The sequence below is a fragment of the Streptomyces sp. NPDC001634 genome (assembly GCF_040298185.1).
Classification (GTDB): domain Bacteria; phylum Actinomycetota; class Actinomycetes; order Streptomycetales; family Streptomycetaceae; genus Streptomyces.
This window is the reverse complement of the sequence record NZ_JBEOZU010000024.1, coordinates 97304-111786: the sequence shown is the minus strand read 5'-3', so window position 1 is coordinate 111786 and position 14483 is coordinate 97304. Positions and strand designations below refer to the sequence as shown.

Sequence of the window (14483 nt, the reverse complement as noted above, 5' to 3'; positions counted from 1 at the left end):
CAGCAGATCAGGCCCGGTGCTGATCTCTCAGCACCGGGCCTGACCTGGTGTTACGGCTGTCGGGGTGGCGGGATTCCGGCAGGGACGGGGGCTCAGGGGCCGTTCGGGGCGGCGGCGACTGCGAAGCCGATCACGAATCCGCATGAGGCGGAGATCAGCATGATCAGAAGCGGCCCCGTGTAGCGGGCCAGTCGGCTCACTGCGCGGCCCATCACTGCTTCCACCAGGCGCGCCACGGCCGGGAGATGATCTCTCGGTACGTGTGGTGCGTGGGGTTGCGGCCGCCGTGCTCGAACACCCAGTCCTGCGGTTCGGCGAAGTCGGAGCTGGTCGGCGAGCTCTCGCCACAGACTGCGCACTGCATCGCATAGGTGGTGGGCTCGGCATCCGGTTCCCTGTCCGGCTGGAGCATCCATTCCTTGTGGCAGACGACCGCTCGGCTGCTCACCGGCCAGCCCCTTCCAGAGCGGTACTGACGTATGGGTGCTGGAGGGCGGCGTGCAGGGCGCCGGCGTCGGTGAGGGTGTCGTCGTCGGGCAGCTCGTACCAGCCACCGAACCAGTCGTCGATCAGCTCCAGGCTGGGGGCGACGAGCCACGAGTTGGTGGAGAGGTGTCGTACCGGCAGGTCGTCCCAGCTTTCGGCGGTGCCGGTCTCGATGGCGTAGTAGAGACGCCCGTTGGGGCTGTCGTACAACACTGGACCGATCGCCGCACCAGTGACGCGCAGGTGGGCCAGGGCCAGGAGACCGATCTCCGCGGTGGTTCGCACAAGGTCCCAGCCTTCGCCGACCCGGAGCAGACGCAGGCCGGGCGCGTCGTTGACCACGGGTGCGCTTCGCAGCGCCTCACGAACGGACATCACGCACTCCTTTGCACTGGTGGTCGGAGCCAGCGTCGGGAGAAGGAACGGGGGCTTGTGCCGGCCCGACGGTGCGCACCACGATCAGACGGGCGCTCGTTGCCGTTATCTGTCGCTTCCGCTCGGCCACAACGCGCTGCGGACCCAGATGGCTGAGGGCGGGAACCACGGCGCCATAGCTGCCGGGCAGTTCGAGCGCGTCCAGGAGACCGACGAAGGCGGGGGAGTGGACGGCCACCGCTGGGTCGCGGTCTGTGAATACGCCGCCCAGGGTCAGCTCATGCTGCCGGCAGTACTCGGTGAGGCAGTCGATGAGCGCTGCGTGGCGGGTCAGGCCACCGGTGACGTGGCGCAGGTAGCCGAAGACCTGGGGGAAGGCCACGGAGCGGCGTTCGGTGATGAGTTCGTCGTCCATGCCCACAGCGTCGGCCTCCGTGAACGGCCTCGAAATGACCTGCTGTTGCACTTACGTTGCACTTCCCGCCCCACCTCGTCACCGAGAGTGCTTACATACGTGACGGAGGGAGGTTACTCGTGGTCAGCGTGCAGCAATGGACCGGCCGGGAAGCGAGCGCCCTGCGCGCAGCGCTGCGCATGAGCACGCGCGCCTTCGCCGAGCACCTCGGTGTCGCGCTGCGCACGGTCGCCAAGTGGGAGAGCCTCGGCACCGAAACCCAGCCCCGGCCGGACACCCAGGCAATCCTCGACACCGCGCTCGCCCGTGCGGACTCCGCTGCTCAGGCCCGCTTCGAGGCGCTGGTGTCTCCCGGACGGAAGAGCACGCGGCCGGCAGACCACGAAACGTGGACCGAGGACATCGACCGCGCTGTCGTCTGTGTCAGCCGCCAGAACTTCCCTTTCGCCTCGTCCCTGTTGAACCGCTGGCTGAGCCGCTACGACCCGCACGACCTCGACGACAAGGGGCTCTACCTCTACGGACGTTCCCTCGTCCTCCTCGGCGACCTCCAGCGCGATCAAGGCGCCATCCTGGGGCCGCTCTCCGCCCGGCACTCTTACCTGACCGCCCGTGGCATGTTCACCGAGCTGAACATCCCGCGTCGCGTCGCGCAGATCGAGCTGTCCCTCGCCGTCGTACAGGAAATGTCCGGCCAGCTCGATGCCTCTGCCCGCCAGTACGAACTCCTCTCGTTAGACGAGCGATTGAGCCCCCGCGACCGAGCCAGAGCTGGACTCTGGGTGGGTACGGCGCTGAGCAAGGAGGGCAACAACGAGTACGCCACCCGCGTGATGACTGCTGCCACCCGCGCCTTCGAGGATCTGGGTGAGCCGGAGGACTGGTCGGTCGCCCACCAGAAGCTGGCCCTGGCCCACCGCGGCGCCGGCGACCTGAAGCAGGCCCTGCACTGCATCGACATCGCACGCAGCACCGGGACGGTCGACTCCCCGATGCAGCGGGTGCGGTTGGACACCGCCCACGGGCACATCCTTCTGTCGGACGCGGCGACCCGGAATGATGGGCTGTCCGTCCTCGACCAAGCGGCACAGGTGGCTCGCCAGTATGGGCTGAGCCACCAGTTCCGCAGCATCGAGGGCATCCGAAAGGGTCAGCAGGGATGAGCCAGGGAGTGCCAGTGCCGGAGCACGAGCAGCGCCAGATCACCGACGAGCAGTTCCACGACGCGACACTGATCTGGAACTACCACCAGATGGGCCACGAGCAGCGGCCCTGCTCGGCGGCGATCGGTCTCGGCAGCCACGACCTCGGTGTGGCCACCGCGGCCGCCGATCTGTACCGTGCTGGTCTCTTCTCCGTCCTGGTTTTCAGCGGCGGCAACAGCCCCACCACCCGTGCCCGCTTCCCTCGCGGCGAGGCCGTCCACTATCGCGAGCACGCCCTGGGCCTGGGCGTGCCGGACGAGGCGATCCTGGTCGAGTCGAAGGCGGCCAACACCGGCCAGAACATCACCTTCTCCCGCGAGCTGCTCGCCGAGGCCGGGGTGGAGATCGAGTCGCTGCTCCTCATCTCCAAGCCGTACATGGAGCGCCGCTCCTATGCGACCTGCCGCAAACTGTGGCCCGAGGCCGAGGTCGTCTGCGCCTCCGAACCGCTGGAGCTGGACGACTACATCAAGTCCATCGGCGACGAGAAGCTCGTCGTCGACATGCTCGTCGGCGACCTGCAACGGGTGATCGAGTACCCAAAGCTTGGTTTTGCCATCGAGCAGGAAGTACCGGGGGATGTCTATGACGCTTACGAGCGACTCCTGGGCGCCGGCTTCGACAGCCGCCTCATCAGCACCTGAGCCACCCCGCGTCAGCCCGCCGAGCGGGATGTGCGCGATCCATCAACCGAACCTGTTCCCACGGCTGTCCACTCTGGCGAAGCTCTTCGCCGCCGACCGCTGGATCGTCCTCGACGACGTGCAGTTCGCCCGGCGCGACTACCAGCACCGAGCACGTCTCGCCGCCTTGGGCGATCCCGGTCGGCAGCAGTGGCTCACACTGCCGACACATCTTCCCCATGGACGTCCGACACTGATCAACCAGGCTCGGCTCGTTGATCCCGGCCACTCGCGCCGCACGGTCGAGCTGCTTGTGCGCCAGTACTACGGGCGCAGCTCCCACTGGGGTGCCGTGTCCGAGGTCCTGGACGCGGTTGTGTACGCGCTTGCCACCACAGACTGTGTGGCCAGCATCGCGAGAGCATCGACGGTTGCCATGCTCGGCGTCCTTGGCTGGGCAGGGGAAGTGTTGGACAGCAGTGGGATCCCGGCTCGCCAAAGCCGGTCCGAGCGTCTTGCCGACCTTGCCATGGCCACCGGCAGTACCCACTATCTGTGCGGCACCGGCGGTCTGCGCTACCTCGACCCCGATCCCTTCAATACCCACGGCATCCCCGTACTGCCCTTCCACACCCCTGCGGATACCGGCGACCCGCTCTGGCAGTGGGCCCGGCGGTCCAGCAGCCTCTGGGTCCTGAGCGAGATCGGCCCCGGGGCACTGGCGAACCACTTGGCTGCCCAGCGAGAAAATCACCGCCTTGGATTCGCGTCGTGACCGTGCCAGATACTTCGGACGCGGCACAAGAAGCGTTGGAACTGGTCACTCCCGAGCTGTCCGCCCCGGCCTGATCAGCGCCGCCGAGCTTGGGTCGGTTGCAGGGTGGCTGGGGAAGCCGCCGTTGTCGCATGCAGTGGTGGCACGCCGGGGCGCCACGCTGCACTGCGGGCCTGCGCTGCACGGGCGCGTGCGCTGGGCGCCGGCCTTGCGCTGAGACGCTGGACACGCCAGGTCAGGACCCGTGCTGGGTGGCGAGCATCGTCCAGAGCTCGCTGATCGGCGGCTTGCTGGAGGAGTTGCTCGGGGTCGTGTCCTGCGGCCTCGGCCTCGGCGAGTGTGGCAGCGAGGGCGTCGAAGGCCCCGTCCTCCATCACCTGCGCCGCGTGTTCGGGCACGGACCGTCGGATGACGTGGATGTGCCGCTCGACCATCTGCTGCGGCGGTCGGCGCTGGGCCAGGGCGGTCAGGGGCGCGGCAGCCACCTGGGCGTAAGCCGCCTGGAGGTAGATCACGGCCTGATGGGCGGCAGCGACTTGCTGGTCGTGGTGGCGGAGCTCGTGCCAGCGAGCGGCGGCGATGATGGCGAGGATCGCGGCGTCGAGGAACATCGCCAGGGCAGCTCCGTCCCTGGGGGCAGTCTCGCGGAGCATGGCCCGCACGGCACCGCGCAGGGCACGGGCATGGTGGTGATCGGCTCGGATGCGGGACCGGGTGGCGCGCTCGAACGTGGTCGCTGCCTCACGGAGTTGGGATCGAACGGGCTGGGGCGCGATGAGAGGTAGGGCGTCGAGGGCTTCGCCGAATGCGGCGAGGTGACCTTGGGCGGCTTCATCGTCGGCATGGTCGAGGCGGTGGGGGATGCGTTCGGCGGCTGCGGTGGCCTGGTGCCAGGGGTTGGGCCTGCGTCGGCCCGGCTGCTCGGCGGGCTGTGGGTCGATGGCTTCGAGTCGCTCGCGGATCTTGGGGAAGGACAGGTCCGGGGCGAGTTCGGAGCCCGAGAACCAGACGGGCTCGTTGCTGGCGGTGGTTGTGTCTTCGCAGGCGACCTTGTAGCCGCGTACGTCTCCGGAGGGGAAGTACACGACTTCGGCGAGTACTCCGTCGACGTGGCTGAGCAGGTGTACGAACTCCTCGGCGCTGGTGGCGGCGGCTACTGCGGTGCGGACGGTGGAGCGCAGGCGTTCGCGAGCGGGCTTGTGCTGGCCTTGGCGGTGGGCCTTTTCCTGCTCGGCGCGGGTCGGGCGCTTCGCGGCGGTGCGGTCACCGCGTACGACTTGCCGCAGGCCGTATTCCTCCTCGATCGCGGCGAGTTCGCGGTCGGCGGTGAGGTAGTCGTTCCAGTGGCGCGCGATGCGCAGGTCGCCGCGGACTTTGGTGGCCGCGATGTGGATGTGGTCGGGGGCGTGGCGGACGGCGACCCAGCGGCAGCCGTCTGGGTCGCCGTCCGGCGCGATGCCGGTGGCGGCGACGACCCGGCGGGCGATGTCGGCCCACTCCTCGTCGCTGAGGATGCGGTCTTCGGGCGCGGCGCGTACCGAGCAGTGCCACACGTGCCGCTCGGGGGCGCGGCCGAGCCGTGTGGCCTGCTTGACGTGCAGGTCCAGGTCCGCCACCAAGAGGTTCCTCGTGGCGTCGACGTCCTCGGAACGGCCTGGGTCGGGTGCGAAGCCATCCCAGGAGGCGACCAGATGTGGGTCTGTGTGGTCCTTGGCCCTCTTCGTGTCGAACAGGTACCGGATGAGGCCGGCGGTTTCCTTGCCGCTACGGATATTCGCGATCATCAGGCTGCCTTCTTGGCGGCTGCCTGGTTTGTGGTTGCCGCGATGTGGCGGACGGTGGTGCCGACCACGTCCAGGGTGCGTTCGGCCTGGCTCAGGAGGGCGGTGTCCCCAGGGTGTGAATGGCCACCGGAGTTGAGCTTCTTGGCGATCTGGTTGATGTTGTGGCCGATCTTGGCGACCTGGCTGCGGAGGGCGGTCAGCTCGTCGATGTAGTCGTCGAGCGGGGTGCGCTGGCCGGGCACGGTGAGGTCGCCGTGGAGGTGGGCCATGACGACGGCGCCGACGTAGTGGGCGCCGGCGATGTTCAGCGACCTGGCCATGCGGAGGATGTCGGCCTTCTCGTCGACGCTGTAGCGCACGTCGACACGCTCCTTGCGCTGGGTGTCTTTGCGCTGGCGGCGTCGGGCGACGCGGTGCAGCGCGGCGGCGTCGGCGGCTCGCGGCAGCGGAACTGTGGCGGTGTCGACGGGCTGTTCCTCCTCGGGCACCTCCTGGTCCCCGAGGGCCTCCGCCACCCCTGGGGCGGAGGCTGCTTCGTTGGACCGGCCCTTGGACGGTCCAGCGGCATACCTTGCTGGCTGGGTGGCGGTGGTCGTCATCGCCTTTTGGGTGGTGGGGAGTCCGTCGTGCGGGTCGTGCATGAGGAGGTTCTCCGTAGAGCGTTCGTGATGCGGGGCGATGTCGGGTGGACTCGTTGCGGGCCGATCACCCGTCCCCGCGCTGACCTGTGCGGGGACGGGTGGTGCGAGTCGAGAGGGGGGCGACGTGAGCGGGCGTAGGACTCAGAAAGCGCCAGCGGCAGCCTGGTCGAGTTCGGTCTGCCTCTGAGTGATGGCCTCGTCGAGTTCGGCCTGCAGGGCGTCCTTGACCGTTTCCGCGTCAGCCCGGCTGATGGAAAGGCCCTCGCCACGGATTGCCTCCTCGATGTGGCGGCGGGAGGCGCGGCCACCGCGTCCTAGTGGCGCGGTGCGGGCTATGGCGAGGAGGTCGCCGGACACAGCGCGAGGCTTCTGGGCTTCCGGCTCGGCAGAAGGCTGTGGGAGCTCCGGCGCGTTGGCGGCACCCTGCGCCGCGTCGGCGGAAACCCGAGCCACGTCGATGTGACCGTCTGCCACTTCAAGAGCGAGTGGGTCCGGGCGATCGGGGTCCTCTTCGGCGGGGGCGGCGAGCTGGGCGCCATCGGTGCCGTTGTGGCTGTGGGTGGCAGGGGTGTGGCGTACGGCGGCGCCCACTTCCTGGGCGCCAGGCGTGGGATGGCGGCGGATCACGATGTAGAGGTGGACGGCGCCGGCCAGAGCGAGCGGGGCGATGGCGGACAGGACGCCGACGGTGATGTCGTCCAGGTGCAGTCCGTCCGGGCGGGTTTGTTGGTTGAGACGGACGGCGTGCAGGGCGTTGGCCCAGATACTCGTGGCGGTGGCCAGTCCGACGAGCGCCCATACGTACAGGCGTGAGCGCAGCGGGGCGGTGCGCAGGATGAGCAGGGTGCCGACGCCGATGGCGATGAACCCGTCGATCACGAGCGGGAAGACATAGGTGAGCATTCCGCGGATGTGGATGGCGACGGCCATCTGACGCAGGGCGTCGTAGGAGAGGGCGAAACCGATGGCACCGAGCAGGACGATGCCGAAGCGGATCGCGGCGCTGCCCGGTAGGGCGGAGGGTGCGGTGACGGTGGTGCGAGGAGTCAAGAGGAAGCACTCCAGTTGGTGTTGGGCGGCGCTCACTGGCGCAGGAGGAAGGGGCCGCTGTGAGGTGCGGTGACTCGTACCACCCGTTGCGTGCCTGGTCAGGGCAGGTACGAGAGACATGACGATGTCGGGTTGACCCGTTGCGGGCCGATCACCCGTCCCTGCGCTGACCTGCGCGGGGACGGGTGTGACGGGTCGAGCCGGGTCAGGCTGCGGTGCCGGTGCCGGTGCCGGTGCCGGTGCCTGCGCCCTCGCCGGGCTCGGCTGGATTCGCCGTTTCGGCCGTTGGTGCGGGGCAGTAGCGAGCCCATGCGTCGAGGAACTGGTTTCGGGCGTAGCCCTTGGCCTGGCCGCCGCCGGGGAAACGGCGATTGCCCGGGCGGATGCCGTAGTCCTCCAGCAGAATCCCGAGTCGGCGCGAGGTCAGCCCGGTAGAGCCGTACTCGGCCCATGGCGCTTCCTCGTCGTTGTTGAGCTCTTCGAGCAGACGGCTCGTGCGCAGCGCGGCGGGGTTGCGCTCGGCGGTGAAGACCCGGCGGATGTCGATCAGGATGCGGGTGCGTAGCCCTGTGTCCGCGTCCTTGCCCGACTCGTGGGCGGTCATCACCCGGCAGGCCGTTCGGGCCAGCGGGGGCCAGTCGCCTCCCGCGAGGTCGGCGACGATCACCAGGGGCTCCCAGGTGTCGGCGGCGCGGTCCTCGACCGGCATGCCCGGCTCGGCGTCCATCGCCTCGGTGCGCCGGGGCTGGAGCCAGGCGGTAAGGCGGTCGCGTACGGCGTGCAGGGCGGGGGTGTCCCGCCCTGTGCGGAACGCCGCGACGGTCTCGCCCGGTGCCCGGCGGCGCATCCGGATGACCACCGACCGGTCCATGATCGTGTCGGGGAGGTCACCGATGCCCGCCAGGGCGGCCATGGCGAAGGTCGGGAAGGCGACCGGTGTGTGTTCAGGGCCGGTGACACGCAAGGTGGGCCGGTTGCGCTGGTGGCCGGCGTTCAGCAGGCCGCGCAGGTCCTCGTTGCGCTCAGCCGACTTGGCGGTGCCGAACAGCGTGTCGGCCTCGTCGACCAGGAGCGTGGGCGGATCCTCGGCGGTGATCGAGCGGAAGATCGCCGCAGGGCTGGCGTTGACCGTGATCAGCGGTGCGTGCACGGTCTCGGTCACCACGTCGAGCAGCCGCGACTTGCCGCACCGCTTGGCCGGACCGACCACTGCCAGGCGCGGCGCGTGCTGCCACGCGGGCTGCAGATGGGTGGCCGCCACCCACAGGGTTACTGCGGTGAGGGCCTCGTCGCTCGGCATCACGACGAACTGCTTGATCCGGGCCCGCAGGTCATCCAGTATCTGAGCCCCCTCGAACGCAGGCACGACTTTGGGTTCGTCGTGGCGGGCTGCGTCTGCGGGTGGCGCGGTGTGAGTCGGCTGGCCGGTTGCGTCGGCCGGTGTGCCGTCGGCCTGGAGGGATGGCGTATTCGGCTGGGGTTCGGTCATACTGGGCATCAGCTCCTCTGCTCGCGGGCCATATGGGACGGCAATCCCGGCCACGCGGGTCGATCGCTAGGGATGGCGGTTGAGAGGTTTGCGCTTGGCCCCCGGTGACAGCCGGGGGCTTTTTGCATGTGGCGCTACATGGGGTGGGGCGCGGGGACTCCTCGGGCTGGAGGGGGCGGGGCTACCAGCATGCCACATGAATTGCCGATTGCAGAAGTGCTCTGCATCTCGCAGAAGGATGTTACTGTGTATGGGTCGCTGCATACGGCAGTGACTTGCTACGAATGGAAGGAGGTGGCCGTGGCGGACGAAGACGCCCCGCAGGGCGTGCTGCTCAGCGGCGAGGCGAACGTCGCGGTGCGCATCAAGCTCGAGCGCGAGGCGCGCGGCTGGAGCACCAACGCTCTGTCCGACCGCCTGAACGACGCCGGCTTCGACATGAACCCGTCGGCGGTCTGGCGCATCGAGAACGGCAAGCGCCGCATCAACCTCGACGAGGCCATCGGCTTCGCCGAGGTCTTCGGCATCGACCTGCGCAACCTCGTCGGCCCCCCGCAGCTCGCCGCTCAGGCCCGCGCGATGGAACTCATCGACGCCGTCGTGGACGCGTACCGCGAGACCCAGCGCGCCAACGCCGCCTTCACCCAGGCACGTGACGCCCTGGACGTGTACCTCGCCGAACACCCCGACATCCGCGAGGAAGCGGACGTGATGGTCTCCAACGCCATGGCCGAGGCAGCTGCCAAGCACCTGCTGGAGTCGTACGGACCGTCGTCCGCCGAGCAGCACGAGGACACCAGCTCCTCAGGCGAGGCGTAGCCACCGGCCTTCATTCACTCCCGTCCTGGGCCCGCAAACCCCCAGCACGGACACCTCACCTCATCCCTAGCGATCGACCGGCGGGCCGGTGTTGCCGCACCCACGCCCGCCAGAAGAGGACTCACCCCTTGCGCCAATCCGCGATACTCCCTGCCCCCGCGCCGACTCCGCACTCGGAGGCCACTCCCCCGCGCCTGTACGTCCCGGAGGAGGTCGCCGCCGTCCTCGGCTGCTCTGCCTGGTGGGTCAAGGACCGCGCCCGGCGACGCCTCATCCCGTTCACCCGCGTCGGCCGCGCCTACCGCTTCACCGGCGAGCACCTCGCGGAGATCATCCGCATGCACGAGGCCCGACCTACCTCCCCGCGGCAGCATCCAGCCCCTGCTCCCGCCCGCAAGCCGCCAACTCTCAAGCCCTCCCAGCCGTCTGCCGTGCCCACGGCCCGCCTGCGCGCCCGGCCACCACGCCGAGCACGCCAGAGCCAGTTCGGTACCGCCGCTTAGGTCGACGACGAGGAAGGGGAGGAACACATGGGTTTCGCGGAGAAGCGCGGAAACTACTGGCGCGGCCGATACAAGACCGCGCCCGGCAAGCACCTCACGGTCGTCGACGAGACCGGCAAGGCGATCAGGTTCGCCACCAAGGGCGAGGCCCAGCGCGCCGCGAGCGAGGCCGAGAACAAGTACCGGCGCGGCGACTGGCGCGACCCGGCGCTCGGCCAGGAGACCTTCGGCGAGTACGCCAACCGCTGGTACGAGGGCCAGGACCTGGCCGCCTCGACCATGCAGAACTACAAGCGCCACATCGAGGAGCACCTGCTCCCCGAGTTCGAGGACAAGGCGCTCGCCGGCATCCTGCGCACGGACGTCGACCTCTGGGAGAAGAAGGAGAAGAGCGCCTACGCGGCCTCCAGCGTCAAGACCTGGCGCTCGACGCTCCACCTGATCTTCGAGGACGCGATTGACGAGGGCCTGATCACGTCAAACCCGGCCGCCAGGCGGCGCGGACGCGGCAAGCGCGCCGGCCGCTCCCGCGACCGTGGTCCGGAGAAGGTCGTCACCGACGCGCTCGGCATCCTGCTGACCGCCGAGAGGGCCGCCCTGCTCTCTGGCCGCGACGACGAGTTCGTCGCCGTGGTGCTGAAGGGGTACACCGGCATGCGCTGGGGCGAAATCGTCGGCCTTGAGACCGAGTTCGCCCGACCCGGGGTCGTCCGTGTCGAATGGCAGCTGTACGAACTCGACACGGGCGAGCTGGTGCGCTGTCCGCCCAAGGACGACAGCTACCGCACCCTCGACGCCCCGAACTGGCTGTCGGCGCTCCTGACCGACCACGTCGCCCGCACGAAGCCGACCCCGTGCCCGTGTCATGGCCGGATCTACGTCTTCCGCGGACAGGGCGCGGCTCGTACCGGTGGCCACCAGGGCGCGAAGCTCATCGACGTCACCCGTCGCGCCGACGTATCGGCGGGCACTGTCTCCAACGTCCTGAACCACCCTGACCGCGTCACCGAATCCACCCGCACCAAGGTGGAGCGGGCCATCGCGGACCTCGGATTCGTGCGAGGCGGCGCGGTGTCGGGCCACGCCGCCCACTGGCGCAGGAACGGCTTCGCCACCTGGCTGTTCACGCCGGCGGTCTCCGGCTGGTACCCGAAGAAGGCGCCGCAGGAGGCCCGGCCGGTGCCCTTGCTCGGCGATCCTTGGCCCGGTGTCCCGGCACGGGGGCGGGGTGCCAGCGTACGGGCCGATGCCTGCTGGCTTCCGATAGCCAAGGGACTCACACCCCACGGCCTTCGCCACACCCACCGGACGATGATGGAGGACCTCGGCACCGAGAAGGTCCTCATGGACGAACGCATGGGCCACATCGACGGCTCGGTCTCGGCGCGCTACGCCCACGTCACCCCCGGCATGCGCAACCGGCTCGTGATCGGGCTGACCGAGCAGTGGGAGACGGCGCTCGAAGCCCGCCTGGCGATGAGTCCCACGTCATCAGTGCGCGTACTCAGCCATCTCCTGCGCGCATTCAGCGAGTCGCGTCTGCCTGTATAGCCCCAGCGATGAGTGCTGGTGTGTCCCTGGCGGTCACCGCCAGGGACACACCCGTCTTTCCTGCCGCCTTGCCGGGCAGCGTCAACCCGGTGCGGTCAGCTCACCCGTGCGGTTACGGCGATTGCCGGCGGTTACTCGAGCTGCCGCTCTGGTTGTTCCTCGTCCTCGTCGGGCAAATGCACATCGCCGACCGCGATGTTGAGATGGCAGCGATCACGTTCTCTCTGACATCGCCCGCGACATCGATGATGGAGACGCCGTACTCGACGACGATCTCCAGATCGACCGCGGTCTGCACCTCGCCGACCTCGACCTTCACCCCGCTGGTGACGGACTTCCCACTGGCACCGGGCATACGTTCACGCATCGCCCCCATGCCACGGGCGAACCCACCGCCCATCGAATGGACTCCGGCACGTCCCGGGCGGCCATCCCGGCAATCTTCGCCACCACACCGTCGGCGATCGTGGTACGGCCACGCCACCCTGGATCGCTTCCGTGCGGCGCCCCCACCCTCTTCCCGCTGCGCTCGCCCAATGACACCGCGCGAGGGGTCTCACGCCGGTTCGGCAGTCCGATATCCGCCATCTTCGGGCACCTCTTTTCCGAGGCGCAGGTGGTCTGTTGGGTCCCTTCCCCCACGCTAACGGCGAGCGCCCGACGTCGCTCAGGCGAGGGCATGTGAGCGCTGTCGGGCACTGCGCCAGGAGCCGGTGGTACCCCATGCAGAGGGTAGGTCGGGTGGCCGGTCGGACCGCCCTACCGGACGCGGGGCCCGCGGCTGCGCTCCATCCGCGTTCTCAGGAGGACAAGGTCGACGCCGAGCACAACCGCCACGATGAGCAGCAGAAGATAGAGCACCACGTCAGCCCCCGGCATCAGCGGCGGGTCAGTCGCTGTCCGTTGTCCACGTAGACGGCGCGCTGATCTCCCGGCCCTTCGGGTCAACGACGTCGCAGTTGCGTCACTCGCGGGGATCGGCCCAGCGGATCACGCCTTCTCCCCCGTGGCATGTGCCAGTGACGCAACGGCCCCGGCGTATACACACCGGGGCCGCCCTTCCGGGTCGTTGCACGTGAGAGTGCACCGGCCCACTCATCAGGGTATGCCCGGGAGGCCGTTTCAGTCATATGGGAGGATATGGCCGTCATGTGACCGGCTGGCGCCCTGAGGGCGGCCTGGGCCGTGTCAGTCACTGTCCTTCTCCTCGGTCTCCATGAGCTGGATCCCCTTGTGCAGCAGTGTGACCATCGCGGGTGTGTTTCCTCGCGCCCAGTCGACCTGGATCAGTCCCTCGGCCGCCAGGTACGTGCAGGCGGCGGCCAGGTCTTCCTCGGGCATGACGAGGCCCTCGCGCAGCTGCGCCCCAGTGAGGCCGAGAAGACGATTGCCTTCGATGGCCTCGTACAGGGTCTTCATGATCGCCTCGCGGTAGTGCTGCCGCTCGTGCAACGTCGCCATGGTCGCCTGCCTCTCGTGCCGGCGCTGACGGAAACCCGTACGTCTGGGGCGGTGTCCTCCTTCCCCGCTGAGGGGCATCCTCCTCAGATTTCGTCCGGCTGTGTGTGATCGTCCCGGGAGGACTGGCTGGTCAACAGCCAGGAGCGCACCGGCTCCGCCATGCACGTGGTGTCCACGGTGAGGTGGAGTCGTGTTCCGCCGTCGGTGCCTGCGGGGTAGCTGCGCGCTTCGGTGGCGGCGAAACAACGGCGGAGAGTCTCCGCGACATGGCGAGCCGTCTCCGGGTCCGCGGCGACGATACGAACCTCCGCGTGCCCGGCCGACGGCAGTTCCGGTGACTTCATGGTGACCCCTTACTCACTAAGGACGACGTGCATCAGGGGCGGCGCGCCGGTGGGTGTGACGGCCGTCGCCCCACCCCCACCCTGGCTGGAAGCAGGTCGGCGTCATCAGCGGCTCCCCTCTCGATGCTCACGGCGTGTGGCGTCGGCGGGAGGACCCTTCGGCACGGTGGCACGTGGGCTCTTACGGGGCCGCCGGCCGATTCCCGGGAGGGCGTCGCTGTAGCGGAACGCCCCGATTCCTCCGTCATGCTGCGCGTTGAGCCGGTGGATCAGGAACATTCCCGCGATGATCGCGAAGATGATCACGGCGACGGTGACGGCGGTCTCCACGTCCTCACCTCCTCGGGGCGGAACTCGAGATCCCGATCGCGGCTCCGGCCGCCGAAGCGGCTCCGCCGTCGGTCTCCCATTCCTCTTCCAGGATCCGAGCCTCTGTCGCGTCGTGGCTGATGGCCTCGTCGGCCATCAGACCGCTGGCGGTGCGGATACGTCCCGGATCGGTTGCTGCTGCCATCAGCCGGGCGGCGGCGGCCGGCTCCGTCTCCGGAGGGATCACCAGCAGGTCCAGGCGGCCCACCGTGTAGGAGAAGAGCATCACTTTGTTCGGGTCCTGCTCGTCGGCGAACCAGCCGACATGCACCGTGTGCCCCGTGACGGGGACCTTGCGCGGGATGACGGGCCAGTGGGCCGGGTTCACGGTGACGTGGGTGATCCGGCCCCAGCACGCGTCCAGCGCGTCCGTCAGAGTGGGGATCTCCCGGAAGAGATCATGGGAGCGGGGCCACCAGGCACCGTCCAGAAGACCTGGAACCGAGCCGGTCGGGGTCAGGGACAGCCGGGCCGGCGCCGAAGGCAGGCGCTCTTTGATGATCGTAGGTTCGATGGTCGCGGTCATGACGCGGACCTGTCCCCGAGCCTCCTCTCGGAGGCCGGTGTTGCTGCTCGCCGGGAACGACACCGAC

17 protein-coding genes and 1 pseudogene are annotated in these 14483 nt (G+C 69.0%); 6 read left to right on the top strand and 12 right to left on the bottom strand.

The genetic code is table 11. The annotated features are described in order from the left end of the window. Positions 1 to 211: 211 nt before the first annotated feature. The 3 genes from ABT186_RS18425 to ABT186_RS18415 are packed head-to-tail and all read right to left on the bottom strand — an operon-like array spanning position 212 to position 1276. A complete protein-coding gene (locus ABT186_RS18425; RefSeq protein ID WP_451377474.1) occupies positions 212 to 448 on the bottom strand; it encodes a DUF7848 domain-containing protein in 237 nt (78 codons plus the stop codon). Then, positions 445 to 861, bottom strand: a complete 417-nt coding sequence (locus ABT186_RS18420) for a hypothetical protein (RefSeq protein ID WP_225076985.1) — start codon at positions 859 to 861, stop codon at positions 445 to 447. Before ABT186_RS18420 ends, ABT186_RS18425 begins: the two co-directional genes overlap by 4 nt. Beyond that, on the bottom strand, positions 848 to 1276 hold the full coding sequence (locus tag ABT186_RS18415) for a hypothetical protein (protein ID WP_351925826.1): 429 nt from the start codon (positions 1274 to 1276) through the stop codon (positions 848 to 850). The genes ABT186_RS18420 and ABT186_RS18415 overlap by 14 nt, the downstream gene beginning before the upstream one ends. A 119-nt stretch (positions 1277 to 1395) precedes the next feature. On the opposite strand from ABT186_RS18415, the gene ABT186_RS18410 reads away from it, so the two are divergent. From ABT186_RS18410 to ABT186_RS18400, 3 genes are read left to right on the top strand one after another with little or no spacing between them, the layout of a single operon-like run. Continuing rightward, entirely contained in the window at positions 1396 to 2439 is a 1044-nt protein-coding gene (locus ABT186_RS18410) for a helix-turn-helix domain-containing protein (RefSeq protein WP_351925824.1), read from the top strand. Further along, positions 2436 to 3125, top strand: coding sequence for a YdcF family protein (locus ABT186_RS18405; protein ID WP_351925822.1), 690 nt, complete (start codon positions 2436 to 2438; stop codon positions 3123 to 3125). Before ABT186_RS18410 ends, ABT186_RS18405 begins: the two co-directional genes overlap by 4 nt. 28 nt (positions 3126 to 3153) lie before the next feature. Then, positions 3154 to 3879 (top strand): WbqC family protein, encoded by a 726-nt coding sequence (locus ABT186_RS18400; protein WP_351925820.1) that lies wholly within the window; start codon positions 3154 to 3156, stop codon positions 3877 to 3879. A gap of 74 nt (positions 3880 to 3953) precedes the next feature. On the opposite strand, the gene ABT186_RS18395 is transcribed toward ABT186_RS18400, so the two are convergent. From ABT186_RS18395 to ABT186_RS18380, 4 genes are all read right to left on the bottom strand, one after another. Next, positions 3954 to 5663 (bottom strand): relaxase/mobilization nuclease domain-containing protein, encoded by a 1710-nt coding sequence (locus tag ABT186_RS18395; protein ID WP_351925818.1) that lies wholly within the window; start codon positions 5661 to 5663, stop codon positions 3954 to 3956. After that, positions 5663 to 6304 carry a plasmid mobilization relaxosome protein MobC gene (mobC, locus tag ABT186_RS18390; protein WP_351925816.1) on the bottom strand — a complete coding sequence of 214 codons (642 nt, stop codon included), beginning with the start codon at positions 6302 to 6304 and terminating at the stop codon, positions 5663 to 5665. Before mobC ends, ABT186_RS18395 begins: the two co-directional genes overlap by 1 nt. Positions 6305 to 6445: 141 nt before the next feature. Then, complete coding sequence (locus ABT186_RS18385) at positions 6446 to 7354, bottom strand: DUF2637 domain-containing protein (protein WP_351925814.1); 909 nt, start codon at positions 7352 to 7354, stop codon at positions 6446 to 6448. 205 nt (positions 7355 to 7559) lie between these two features. Then, positions 7560 to 8843 (bottom strand): DUF3631 domain-containing protein, encoded by a 1284-nt coding sequence (locus tag ABT186_RS18380; RefSeq protein ID WP_351925812.1) that lies wholly within the window; start codon positions 8841 to 8843, stop codon positions 7560 to 7562. Positions 8844 to 9143: 300 nt separating this feature from the next. Here ABT186_RS18380 and ABT186_RS18375 point away from each other — a divergent pair, with 300 nt between their 5' ends. From ABT186_RS18375 to ABT186_RS18365, 3 genes are all read left to right on the top strand, one after another. After that, complete coding sequence (locus tag ABT186_RS18375; protein WP_351925810.1) at positions 9144 to 9662, top strand: helix-turn-helix domain-containing protein; 519 nt, start codon at positions 9144 to 9146, stop codon at positions 9660 to 9662. Positions 9663 to 9790: 128 nt separating this feature from the next. After that, the gene (locus ABT186_RS18370; protein WP_351925809.1) at positions 9791 to 10165 is read left to right on the top strand and encodes a helix-turn-helix domain-containing protein; all 375 of its coding nucleotides are present in this window, start codon (positions 9791 to 9793) and stop codon (positions 10163 to 10165) included. A gap of 27 nt (positions 10166 to 10192) precedes the next feature. Further along, complete coding sequence (locus tag ABT186_RS18365) at positions 10193 to 11716, top strand: LacI family DNA-binding transcriptional regulator (RefSeq protein WP_351925807.1); 1524 nt, start codon at positions 10193 to 10195, stop codon at positions 11714 to 11716. A 131-nt stretch (positions 11717 to 11847) separates the two neighbouring features. Here ABT186_RS18365 and ABT186_RS18360 read toward each other — a convergent pair. From ABT186_RS18360 to ABT186_RS18340, 5 genes and pseudogenes are all read right to left on the bottom strand, one after another. After that, a pseudogene (locus tag ABT186_RS18360) lies at positions 11848 to 12304 on the bottom strand (Asp23/Gls24 family envelope stress response protein). A gap of 600 nt (positions 12305 to 12904) precedes the next feature. Next, positions 12905 to 13177 carry a hypothetical protein gene (locus ABT186_RS18355; RefSeq protein WP_351925805.1) on the bottom strand — a complete coding sequence of 91 codons (273 nt, stop codon included), beginning with the start codon at positions 13175 to 13177 and terminating at the stop codon, positions 12905 to 12907. Between the two features lie 83 nt (positions 13178 to 13260). Beyond that, entirely contained in the window at positions 13261 to 13521 is a 261-nt protein-coding gene (locus ABT186_RS18350; RefSeq protein WP_351925803.1) for a hypothetical protein, read from the bottom strand. Positions 13522 to 13626: 105 nt separating this feature from the next. Continuing rightward, a complete protein-coding gene (locus ABT186_RS18345) occupies positions 13627 to 13851 on the bottom strand; it encodes a hypothetical protein (protein ID WP_351925801.1) in 225 nt (74 codons plus the stop codon). 4 nt (positions 13852 to 13855) lie between these two features. Beyond that, positions 13856 to 14416, bottom strand: coding sequence for a DUF5994 family protein (locus tag ABT186_RS18340; RefSeq protein WP_351925799.1), 561 nt, complete (start codon positions 14414 to 14416; stop codon positions 13856 to 13858). Between the last annotated feature and the right edge of the window lie 67 nt (positions 14417 to 14483).

Coding starts and splice junctions, on each gene's coding strand:
- ABT186_RS18350 (WP_351925803.1), bottom strand. CDS start 13,521: ATGAAGTCACCGGAACTGCCGTCGGCCGGGCACGCGGAGGTTCGTATC.
- ABT186_RS18415 (WP_351925826.1), bottom strand. CDS start 1,276: ATGGACGACGAACTCATCACCGAACGCCGCTCCGTGGCCTTCCCCCAG.
- mobC (WP_351925816.1), bottom strand. CDS start 6,304: ATGCACGACCCGCACGACGGACTCCCCACCACCCAAAAGGCGATGACG.
- ABT186_RS18400 (WP_351925820.1), top strand. CDS start 3,154: ATGTGCGCGATCCATCAACCGAACCTGTTCCCACGGCTGTCCACTCTG.
- ABT186_RS18395 (WP_351925818.1), bottom strand. CDS start 5,663: ATGATCGCGAATATCCGTAGCGGCAAGGAAACCGCCGGCCTCATCCGG.
- ABT186_RS18420 (WP_225076985.1), bottom strand. CDS start 861: ATGTCCGTTCGTGAGGCGCTGCGAAGCGCACCCGTGGTCAACGACGCG.
- ABT186_RS18365 (WP_351925807.1), top strand. CDS start 10,193: ATGGGTTTCGCGGAGAAGCGCGGAAACTACTGGCGCGGCCGATACAAG.
- ABT186_RS18405 (WP_351925822.1), top strand. CDS start 2,436: ATGAGCCAGGGAGTGCCAGTGCCGGAGCACGAGCAGCGCCAGATCACC.
- ABT186_RS18340 (WP_351925799.1), bottom strand. CDS start 14,416: ATGACCGCGACCATCGAACCTACGATCATCAAAGAGCGCCTGCCTTCG.
- ABT186_RS18355 (WP_351925805.1), bottom strand. CDS start 13,177: ATGGCGACGTTGCACGAGCGGCAGCACTACCGCGAGGCGATCATGAAG.
- ABT186_RS18380 (WP_351925812.1), bottom strand. CDS start 8,843: ATGACCGAACCCCAGCCGAATACGCCATCCCTCCAGGCCGACGGCACA.